Here is a 9,251-nt window from a genome sequence, read left to right on the forward strand (position 1 = left end):
TCGTCCTTTTTGGGAGAGAAATCAGGTGTTCTGATGGACCGCCTTGACCTCGGCGTAGGCCCAGTCGAGCCAGGGTAACAGGGCGGCCATGTCCTCGGCCTCCACCGTGGCGCCGCCCCAAAGGCGCAGACCCGGCGGCGCGTCCCGGTAGCCGAGGACATGGCCGCCCTGTTACCCTGGCTCGACTGGGCCTACGCCGAGGTCAAGGCGGTCCATCAGAACACCTGATTTCTCTCCCAAAAAGGACGAAAAGAGACAGATGCCCAAGGTTCTAATCTCCGACAAGCTGAGCCCGCTCGCGGTCGATATCTTCAAAGAACGCGGCCTGGATGTTGAGGTCGCGGTCGGCCTGTCGCCCGAAGAGCTGAAGGAAAAGCTGAAGGGCGTCGACGGGCTGGCCATACGTTCGGCCACCAAGGCGACCGCCGAGATCATCGAGGCGGCCCCCGATCTGAAGGTGATCGGCCGCGCCGGGATCGGCGTCGACAACATCGATATTCCCAAGGCCACGGCCAACGGCGTCGTGGTGATGAACACGCCCGACGGCAACTCCATCACCACCGCCGAGCACGCCATCGCCATGATGTTCGCGCTGGCCCGGCAGATACCCGAGGCCACCGCCTCGACCAAGAGCGGAAAGTGGGAGAAGTCCCGCTTCATGGGCGTGGAACTGACCGGCAAGACGCTGGGCATCATCGGCTGCGGCAACATCGGCTCCATCGTGGCCCAGCGGGCGCTGGGGCTGCGCATGAAGGTGCTGGCCTTCGACCCCTTCCTCAGTCAGGAGCGCGCCGACGACCTGGGCGTCACCAAGGTCGAGTTGCAGGAACTGCTGCCGCGCGCCGACTTCATCACGCTGCACGTCCCGCTGAACGACCAGACCCGAAACATTCTGGACGCCGAGAGTCTCGCGGCGACCCGGAAGGGGGTTCGCATCATCAACTGCGCGCGCGGCGGGCTGATCGACGAAGCGGCGCTCCACGACGCGATCGTCTCCGGACAGGTGGCGGGTGCCGCGCTCGACGTCTTCGCCGTTGAACCGGCCAAGGAGTCGCCGCTCTTCGAGTTGGAGCAGGTGATCTGCACGCCGCATCTGGGCGCGGCGACGGCAGAAGCGCAGGAAAAGGTCGCCCTTCAGATCGCCGAGCAGATGGCCGACTATCTGCTGACCGGGGCCGTGCGCAACGCCATCAACATGCCCTCGCTGACGGCCGAGGAGGCAAAGCGGCTGAAGCCCTACATGCAGCTGGCCGAGCAGTTGGGCTCCTTCGCCGGGCAACTGACGCGCTCTGGCCTCACCTCGGTCTCGATCGAGTACGAAGGGCATGTGGCCGAAGTGAACTGCCGGCCCCTGACCCAGACGGTGCTGACCGGGCTGTTGCGCCCGATGCTCGACAGCGTCAACATGGTGAGTGCGCCGGTCGTGGCGCGAGAGCGCGACATCGACGTGGCCGAAACGAAACGGGTGGGCGACTGCGACTATCAGACGCTGATCCGTGTGTCGGTGGAAACCGAGCACGGCCAACGCTCCGTCGCCGGCACGCTGTTCGGCGGAAGCAAGCCGCGCCTGGTCGAGATCAAGGGAATTCAGGTGGAAGCCGAGTTGGGTCCGCACATGCTCTATATCACCAACGAGGACAAGCCGGGCCTGATCGGCAATCTTGGCACCATTCTATCGCAGGCGGGGGTCAATATCGCGACCTTCCACCTTGGCCGCGACATCCCCGGCGGGGACGCCATCGCGCTTCTGGAGCTGGATCAGCCTCTTTCCGCGGATGTTCTGAAGAAGGTCCGCTCGCTCGATCTGGTGGACCGGGCCGAGCAACTCCACTTCCCGAAGGCGGGCTAACAGACATGCGGTGCGCAGTCCTCCTCCTCTCCGGCTTTCTGGCGTTCGTTTTAACAGCGGACGCCCGAGCCCAGGAAGGGCTGCCCGGCTTCCGTGTGGATTACTATCCCGGCGAATTGCCGCTGCCTTCGCCTTCTGTTTCTTCGCCGGAAGAAGACTGGCCGGAAGACACCTTGCCGGACGGTCACGTTGCGCGCGGGGAGCAGGGGGTCGCCCGCGCCTGGCTGGTCATGCCGACCAAGCGCTACGCGCACGGCGCGCTGGGTGACAGTATCGAGGCGGGCGGTCTGGAGGTGGAGACGACCGCCGAGGAACGCTTGCGCTTCGCCCTGCCCAATGACTCGGTTTTCGAGGATACCATCCCGCGTCTGGCCGATCTGGACGGCGACGGGCAGGATGAGATCATCCTGGTGCGCTCCTACCGCGGCCTCGGCGCGTCGCTGTCGGTCGTCGGGTTCCGGGCCGGCGTGCTGGGCCCGATCGCGGAGACGCCGCCCATCGGGGCCTCCCGCCTCTGGCTCAATCCCGTCGGCGAGGGTGTTGGCGACTTCGACGGCGACGGCGTACTGGAGCTCGCCTACATCGAGACACCACACACCGGGGGTACGCTCTACATCTGGCGGCTGAACGCCGGGCGCCTGGAACGGATTACCGGACTGCGCGGCGTCTCCAACCACCGTTTCGGTTCCCGCTGGCAGAAGCTCTCTCTGGTCTACGATATCGACGGCGACGGGCGTGACGACATCCTGACGCCGACGCAGGAGCGCGACAGCCTGGTCTGGCTTGCCCTGAACGAGGAGGACACGCTGGTCCTGAAGGGAACCCTGCCCCTGCCGGCCAAGATCGAGACGGATATCGAGCCGGGCGCTGGCCCGAGCTTCCGCTTTCTTTTGAGCGACGGCTCCCTGGCGGAGATCACGCCGAGCTGGTGACCCTCTCGGCCAGGACTTCCATCCGCCTCAAGCAGAGCATCGAAAGCAGGATCGCCGAGGTGAAGGCGTAGAGCCCGCCGTGCAGTTCGACGTCGTCGATCAGGGAGACCTTTACGGCCACCACGATCAGCGCCACCACGAAGACGTCCAGCATCGACCAGCGGCCGATGAAGTCGAGCCAGCGCAGCCAGGAACCCTGACGCGAAGGTTCCGCCGCACCATACCAAAGCAGCAAGCCCAAGAGCAGCTTGACCGCCGGAAACAGGATGGAAAACCCGGCCAGCAGGGCGAAGAGGAAGTACTCGCCCTCCTTCGCCAGTTCCCAGACGCCCTGGAGCAGCGAGACCTCCTGCGACAGGAAGACGAAGCGCGAGAGCGTCATCATCGGCAGAAGCCATCCGGCCATCAACAGGAAGGCGGCCAGCAGCAAGCCCCAGCCGATCAGCCGGTCGGGTCCTTTGGCCGAGGCCAAAAGGCTCCGCGGGCCCTTGCCCGTCTGCTTCGCGCCGCTTTCCAAGAACAGAACCCTCCCTGTTCGGCATTCCCTCGTCTCAAGCGCAAGCTAGCCTGTTTCCGCCGGGGCCTCCAGACCCGCCGTCGGCAAGGATTTCTCTTTAAGAACGCTGGCAAAAAGGCTAGTACAGCGCGTCACCTTTTCCGCCCTGTTCCCGATCAGCGAGAGGACGGGGCTCAATAGAAGTCCCTTGGTGCAGAGGTCATGACGAGCTCAGGAGAAAAAGCGCTTTTGCCGGTCGGCATGGTGGATCTGCTTCCGCCCCAGGCCGAGCAGGAGGCCGATTCCGTCGCCATCGCCATCCATACCCTGTCGAGCCACGGCTACGAGCGGGTGAAGCCGCCCATGCTGGAGTTCGAGGAGACACTGTTCGAAGGGGCGGGCGCGGCCCTGACGCAGCAGACCTTCCGTCTCATGGACCCTTCCAGCCAGCGCATGATGGGCCTGCGCGCCGACATGACTCCTCAGGTCGTGCGTCTCGCCGCCACGCGCCTGAAGTCCCAGGCCCGGCCCTTGCGCCTCTGCTATGCCGGGCAGGTCCTGCGGGTGCGGGGCAACCAGTTGCGCAGCGACCGGCAGGTCGGCCAGGTGGGCGCCGAGATCATCGGCAGCGATTCCGCCGAAGCGGACGCGGAGATCATCGCGCTGGCCGCCGAAGCCCTGGAGCAGATCGGCATTCATGAACTGACCATCGATCTGGCGCTGCCGACCCTGGTGCCGCTTCTGATCGAAGAGGCCGGCCTGTCCGCCGAGGAAGTCACGACGCTGCGCGAGGCGCTGGACCGCAAGGACGCCGCCGCCGTGGCGCGGTTGCCCGGTGACGCGGGCAAGCTGTTCAGCGGGCTGCTGAAGGCCTCCGGGCCGCGCAAGACCGCGCTCAAGAAGCTCGCGGCCCTCGATCTCTCAGAAGAAGCCGCGGCGACCATTGAGCGGCTGAAAGCCGTTCTCGAGCGGTTGGATTGGATCAAGCCGGGGCTGACCATCACGCTGGATCCCGTGGAAAGCCGGGGCTTTGAGTACCAGACGGGCCTCTCCTTCACCTTCTTCGCCGGAGGCGTGCGTGGGGAGTTGGGCCGGGGCGGCCGCTACCTGGCGGGCTCGCCCGAGGGGGCGTCCGAGCCCGCGACCGGTGTTACCCTCTATCTCGATTCCATCTTGCGCGCGGTCGAGCCGAAGGCGGCGGCGCCCCGGGTCTACATACCGCTGGGCGCCGATCCGGCGGCGGCGGCGGGCCTCCGCCTGGAGGGCTACGTCACCGTCGCGGCGCTGGAGGAGACCGACGATCCGCGCGGCGAGGCCGAGCGCCTCGGCTGCGTTCAGTGGCTTGGTCCCGACGGACCGGAAGCAGTGGAGGACTAAGCAGACATGGCCAACGTCGCGGTCGTCGGTTCCCAGTGGGGGGACGAGGGCAAGGGGAAGATCGTCGACTGGCTGTCCGAGCGCGCCGATGTGGTGGTGCGCTTCCAGGGCGGCCATAACGCTGGACACACGCTGGTGGTGGAGGGCACGACCTACAAGCTTTCCCTGCTGCCTTCCGGCGTGGTGCGCCCGGACAAGCTCTCCATGATCGGCAACGGCGTGGTGGTGGACCCCTGGGCGCTGATGGACGAGATCGAGCGCATCCGCGATCAGGGTGTGGAGGTCACGCCGGACAGCCTGAAGATATCCGAGGCCTGCGCGCTGATCCTGCCGATCCACGGGCTGGTCGACCGCGCCCGCGAGGCGGCCAAGGGCAAGGACGAGAAGATCGGAACCACGGGCCGCGGCATCGGCCCCGCCTACGAGGACAAGGTGGGCCGCCGCGCCATCCGGATCTGCGATCTGGCTGACGAGACGCACCTGCGCCGCAGGGTGGCCGGTCTTCTGACCCATCACAACGCCCTCCTGCGCGGCCTCGGCGAACCCGAGGCGGACGGCGAGGAGCTGGTCGCCCGACTCTTGGAGCTTGCGCCGAAGATCCTGCCCTACGCGGCGCCGGTCTGGCGTCTGCTCGACAAGCTCAGCCCGCGCGGCAACCGCATCCTCTTCGAAGGCGCGCAGGGCGCGATGCTGGATGTCGACCACGGCACCTATCCCTTCGTGACCTCCTCCAACACCGTCTCCGGGCAGGCGGCGGCGGGCTCCGGCATGGGTCCGAAGTCGATCGGCATGGTGCTCGGCATCACCAAGGCCTACACGACGCGCGTCGGGTCCGGCCCGTTCCCGACCGAGCTGTTCGACGAGGTCGGCAAGACCCTGGGCGAGCGGGGCCGGGAGTTCGGCACGGTGACGGGGCGCCAGCGGCGCTGCGGCTGGTTCGATGCGGTGATGGTGCGTCAGGCCGTCAAGGTCGGCGGCATCGACGGCATCGCCTTCACCAAGCTGGACGTGCTGGACGGGCTGAAGGAGATCAAGGTTTGCGTCGGCTATGAGCTGGACGGCAAGCGGATCGACTATCTGCCCGCGATGCCGGCTGAGCAGGCCGCCGTCAAGCCGATCTACGAAACGTTGCAGGGCTGGCAGGAAAGCACCTACGGCGCGCGCTCCTGGGGCGAGCTTCCGGCCACGGCGATCAAGTACGTGCGGCGGGTGGAAGAGCTGATCGGCGCACCCGTGGCCCTGCTCTCGACCAGCCCGGAACGTGACGACACGATCCTGGTGAAAGACCCCTTCGCGGGCTAAGCCCTACTTGTCGGCGTCCGCCAACTGCTGTTCGCTGGCCAGCTTTTCTTCAAGCGCGGCGTTGCGGATGGCCTTCTGCAGCTTCTCGAAGGCGCGCACCTCGATCTGGCGCACCCGCTCGCGGCTGATCTCGTAGACCTGGCTCAGGTCCTCCAGCGTCGTCGGGTCTTCCTTCAGGCGGCGCTCCTTCAGGATGTGCCGCTCGCGCTTGTTGAGGGTCTTCATGGCCTGGGTCAGGAGCGCGCGGCGCTTGTCCAGCTCCTCGCGGTCGGCCAGCAGCTTCTCCTGGCTTTCCTGCTCGTCCACCAGCCAGTCCTGCCACTCGCCGTCGCCGTCCTGGCGCAGCGGGGCGTTGAGCGAATGGTCGGGCGCCGCCAGACGGCGGTTCATGGAAACCACGTCCTGTTCGGGCACCTGAAGCTGGTCGGAGATGTACTTGACCTGCTCCGGGTTCAGGTCGCCCTCGTCAATGGCGGCCATCTGGCCCTTCAGCTTGCGCAGGTTGAAGAAGAGCTTCTTCTGCGCCGCCGTGGTGCCCATCTTCACGAGAGACCAGGAGTGCAGGATGTATTCCTGAATCGCCGCGCGGATCCACCACATGGCATAGGTCGCCAAGCGGAAGCCGCGCTCCGGATCGAAGCGCTTCACCGCCTGCATCATGCCGACGTTGCCCTCCGAGATCAGCTCGGAAAGCGGCAGTCCATAGCCGCGGTAGCCCATGGCGATCTTGGCCACGAGACGCAGGTGGCTGGTCACCAGCTTGTGCGCAGCCTCGACGTCCTCATGCTCCCGCCAGCTCTTGGCGAGCATGTACTCCTCGTTCTGCTCCAGCATCGGAAACTTGCGGATTTCCTGCAGGTAGCGGGTGAGGTTGCTTTCGCTGACGCTCGGCACTGAGGGCGCGGCCATCTTCGACTCCCTGACTTTCGGTACTTCGGCTCGCAAGACTGCGACATTTCTAGATAAGTGATCCTTTGCGCTTTCCAAGCGCAAAGGTCAGCAGCCTTGTCGTTTGCCGGATTTCCTATATTAAAGCGATTCCAAAGACTGGATCAAGTCTACGATATCCAATGGCAAATTAGTGGCGAAATTAAGGTATTCACCGCTCCTCGGGTGCTTGAACCCCAGGGTCGCGGCGTGTAGCGCCTGGCGTGGGAAGGCGCGCGCGGCGGCCGCTGCGCCGGGAGAGAGCCGCGACAGCCTCTGGCGGCTGGGCCCACCGTAAAGCGGATCGCCGATCAGGGGGTGGCCGATCTCCGTCATATGGACCCGGATCTGGTGGGTGCGCCCGGTCATGAGCTTGCATTCGACCAGCGCCGCGCCGCCGCCCGCCAGACTCTTCACTACGCTGTAGCGGGTCCGGGCGGGCTTTCCCCCGCCGGGGACCACCGCCATCTTCTTGCGGTTCCGGGGGGAGCGGCCGATGTTGCCCTCGATCTCCCCTTTGCTGGGGCTGGGCAGGCCCCAGACCACGGCCTGATAGCGGCGGTCGATGTCGCGCGCGGCGAAAGCGGCGGAGAGGGCCGTATGGGCGCTCTCGGTCTTGGCCGCGACCATGACGCCGCTGGTGTCCTTGTCCAGACGATGGACGATACCCGGCCTCTTGACCCCGCCGATCCCGGTCAGGCTCTCCCCGCAATGGGCGATGAGCGCGTTCACCAGCGTGCCGCTCTCGTTGCCGGGGGCGGGGTGCACCACCATGCCGGCGGGCTTGTTGAGGACCAGCAGGTCCTCGTCCTCGAAAAGGATATCGAGCGCGATGGCTTCCGCCTTGGGGTCCGCCTCCTCGGCCGGGGGCAGGGTGAGGACGAGCCGCTGCCCGGCCCTGACCTTGGCCGAGGGCTGAACCACGCGAGCCCCCTCCACGGTCAGGTTGCCGCCTTCGATCAGCCCCTTCAACCGGGACCGGCTGAGCGCCGGCAGGCGCTGGGCCAGCAGGCGGTCGATCCGCTCGCCGGCTTCCCCGCTTTCGGCGGTGACGGAAATCTGCTCTGCGCCGCTTGGCTTCACGCTCTGGTTCATGCTTACTCTTGACCGTCCGCACCGCGCCCTTGAAGGCCCGGTCCCTCGCAACTGCAATGGATAGCACAGCGTGAAGGCTCTGAAAGTCCTTGTCATCCTGATGGGCGTCGCCATCGTCGGCGGGTTTGCCGTCATCGCCTTTACCCTTGCGGGCCGGATGAGCGGCGAGCGCCAGGCGGCGGATGAACCCTGGCGCGCCGCCCTGGCGCTGCCCGATGGCTGCCGCCTGGGCGAGGCGCAGCTCTCCGAGAACCGCGTCCTGATCCGGCTGGAGGGGGCGGAGAGCCTGGGCTGCGGCGGCTTCCTGCTTGTGGATGCCCGCAGCGGGGAGCTTCTCGGCAGGATCGAGCCGGGGGCGGGGCAATAGCCGCAAGGGCGCCGCTCGCGAAATCGCGATTGGCCTTAGCTCCTTTCGCGCTCTAACCTTTTACGAAGTCCCATGAGTCGAATGGTGCCTCACATGATGAAACGTTCCTTTCTGGCGGTCCTCCTGGCCGGAAGCCTTAGCGCGTCGCTGGGCGCGGAACCTGTCCAGGCCGACTTCTCCGGCGGCAGCGCCACCAGCCCACTCACCGAAGCACGCGACAAGATCGAAAAGGGCGCCTACGAAGCCGCGCTCAGCGACCTCCAAGGCCTGGCCACCGAGAACCCGAAGGACGCCGACGTGCAAAACCTGCTGGGCTACGCCTATCGCAAGATGGGCCGCTACGATGAAAGCTTCGAGCACTACACGCTGGCCCTGGAGATCGACCCGGAGCACACCGAGGCTCTGGAATACCTGGGCGAGCTCTACCTGCAGACCAACCGCCTGCCGGAGGCCGAGGCGACGCTTGAGCGCCTCTCCGGCGCCTGCGGCTTCTTCGGCTGCGAGGAAGAGCGCGAACTGAAGCGGGCGATCAGCGACTACAAGGCCAAGCAGGGCAGCTAGGCAGGGCAGCAAAGCAAGACCGCTAAGCCGGGCGAAAGAATCATTTGGGAGCAGCCCCAATCGCCCCTTGCCGCGCCCCGGCAAAATCGTTATATCAGCGCCTCACGTCCTTGCTGTCCCCTTCGTCTAGTGGCCCAGGACGCCGCCCTCTCACGGCGGAAACAGGGGTTCGACTCCCCTAGGGGACGCCAATCTTTTCAGTGTGTTAGCGCACTGCTACCTGTCACTTACCCAAAATTTACCCGATAAGCGGATCGTGGAGAGCCATCAAGATGGCTCAGCAGATATAAACATTCAATAATTTGAATATATGATAGCTTTCATCGCTCAGCTCGCATGAGACGG

Annotated in this window: 9 protein-coding genes and 1 tRNA gene; 7 read left to right on the forward strand and 3 right to left on the reverse strand. The window is 65.8% G+C overall.

The genetic code is table 11. The annotated features are described in order from the left end of the window. The first annotated feature begins 259 nt into the window (after positions 1-259). Both serA and P8X75_13255 read left to right on the forward strand, forming a co-directional pair. The gene (gene serA, locus P8X75_13250; GenBank protein MEJ1996150.1) at positions 260-1,849 is read left to right on the forward strand and encodes a phosphoglycerate dehydrogenase; all 1,590 of its coding nucleotides are present in this window, start codon (positions 260-262) and stop codon (positions 1,847-1,849) included. Positions 1,850-1,854: 5 nt separating this feature from the next. Continuing rightward, on the forward strand, positions 1,855-2,781 hold the full coding sequence (locus P8X75_13255; protein MEJ1996151.1) for an FG-GAP-like repeat-containing protein: 927 nt from the start codon (positions 1,855-1,857) through the stop codon (positions 2,779-2,781). On the opposite strand, the gene P8X75_13260 is transcribed toward P8X75_13255, so the two are convergent. Beyond that, positions 2,765-3,298, reverse strand: a complete 534-nt coding sequence (locus P8X75_13260; GenBank protein MEJ1996152.1) for a paraquat-inducible protein A — start codon at positions 3,296-3,298, stop codon at positions 2,765-2,767. The two genes, P8X75_13255 and P8X75_13260, sit on opposite strands and share 17 nt — an antisense overlap. Before the next feature lie 201 nt (positions 3,299-3,499). Here P8X75_13260 and P8X75_13265 point away from each other — a divergent pair, with 201 nt between their 5' ends. Continuing rightward, a complete protein-coding gene (locus P8X75_13265) occupies positions 3,500-4,654 on the forward strand; it encodes an ATP phosphoribosyltransferase regulatory subunit (protein MEJ1996153.1) in 1,155 nt (384 codons plus the stop codon). A 6-nt stretch (positions 4,655-4,660) separates the two neighbouring features. Continuing rightward, a complete protein-coding gene (locus P8X75_13270; GenBank protein MEJ1996154.1) occupies positions 4,661-5,956 on the forward strand; it encodes an adenylosuccinate synthase in 1,296 nt (431 codons plus the stop codon). A 3-nt stretch (positions 5,957-5,959) separates the two neighbouring features. Here P8X75_13270 and rpoH read toward each other — a convergent pair whose 3' ends face one another. Both rpoH and P8X75_13280 read right to left on the reverse strand, forming a co-directional pair. Next, positions 5,960-6,865, reverse strand: coding sequence for an RNA polymerase sigma factor RpoH (gene rpoH, locus P8X75_13275; protein MEJ1996155.1), 906 nt, complete (start codon positions 6,863-6,865; stop codon positions 5,960-5,962). Between the two features lie 120 nt (positions 6,866-6,985). Continuing rightward, entirely contained in the window at positions 6,986-7,978 is a 993-nt protein-coding gene (locus P8X75_13280; GenBank protein MEJ1996156.1) for an RluA family pseudouridine synthase, read from the reverse strand. Between the two features lie 70 nt (positions 7,979-8,048). On the opposite strand from P8X75_13280, the gene P8X75_13285 reads away from it, so the two are divergent. From P8X75_13285 to P8X75_13295, 3 genes are all read left to right on the forward strand, one after another. Further along, complete coding sequence (locus P8X75_13285) at positions 8,049-8,345, forward strand: hypothetical protein (protein MEJ1996157.1); 297 nt, start codon at positions 8,049-8,051, stop codon at positions 8,343-8,345. A gap of 93 nt (positions 8,346-8,438) precedes the next feature. Next, positions 8,439-8,906, forward strand: a complete 468-nt coding sequence (locus P8X75_13290) for a tetratricopeptide repeat protein (GenBank protein MEJ1996158.1) — start codon at positions 8,439-8,441, stop codon at positions 8,904-8,906. 115 nt (positions 8,907-9,021) lie between these two features. Then, a tRNA-Glu gene (locus tag P8X75_13295) sits at positions 9,022-9,097 on the forward strand. Positions 9,098-9,251: the final 154 nt, after the last annotated feature.

The organism is Limibacillus sp. (genome assembly GCA_037379885.1).
Lineage (GTDB): Bacteria > Pseudomonadota > Alphaproteobacteria > Kiloniellales > CECT-8803 > JARRJC01.

Coding starts and splice junctions, on each gene's coding strand:
- serA (MEJ1996150.1), top strand. CDS start 260: ATGCCCAAGGTTCTAATCTCCGACAAGCTGAGCCCGCTCGCGGTCGAT.
- P8X75_13255 (MEJ1996151.1), top strand. CDS start 1,855: ATGCGGTGCGCAGTCCTCCTCCTCTCCGGCTTTCTGGCGTTCGTTTTA.
- P8X75_13265 (MEJ1996153.1), top strand. CDS start 3,500: ATGACGAGCTCAGGAGAAAAAGCGCTTTTGCCGGTCGGCATGGTGGAT.
- P8X75_13270 (MEJ1996154.1), top strand. CDS start 4,661: ATGGCCAACGTCGCGGTCGTCGGTTCCCAGTGGGGGGACGAGGGCAAG.
- rpoH (MEJ1996155.1), bottom strand. CDS start 6,865: ATGGCCGCGCCCTCAGTGCCGAGCGTCAGCGAAAGCAACCTCACCCGC.
- P8X75_13280 (MEJ1996156.1), bottom strand. CDS start 7,978: ATGAACCAGAGCGTGAAGCCAAGCGGCGCAGAGCAGATTTCCGTCACC.
- P8X75_13290 (MEJ1996158.1), top strand. CDS start 8,439: ATGATGAAACGTTCCTTTCTGGCGGTCCTCCTGGCCGGAAGCCTTAGC.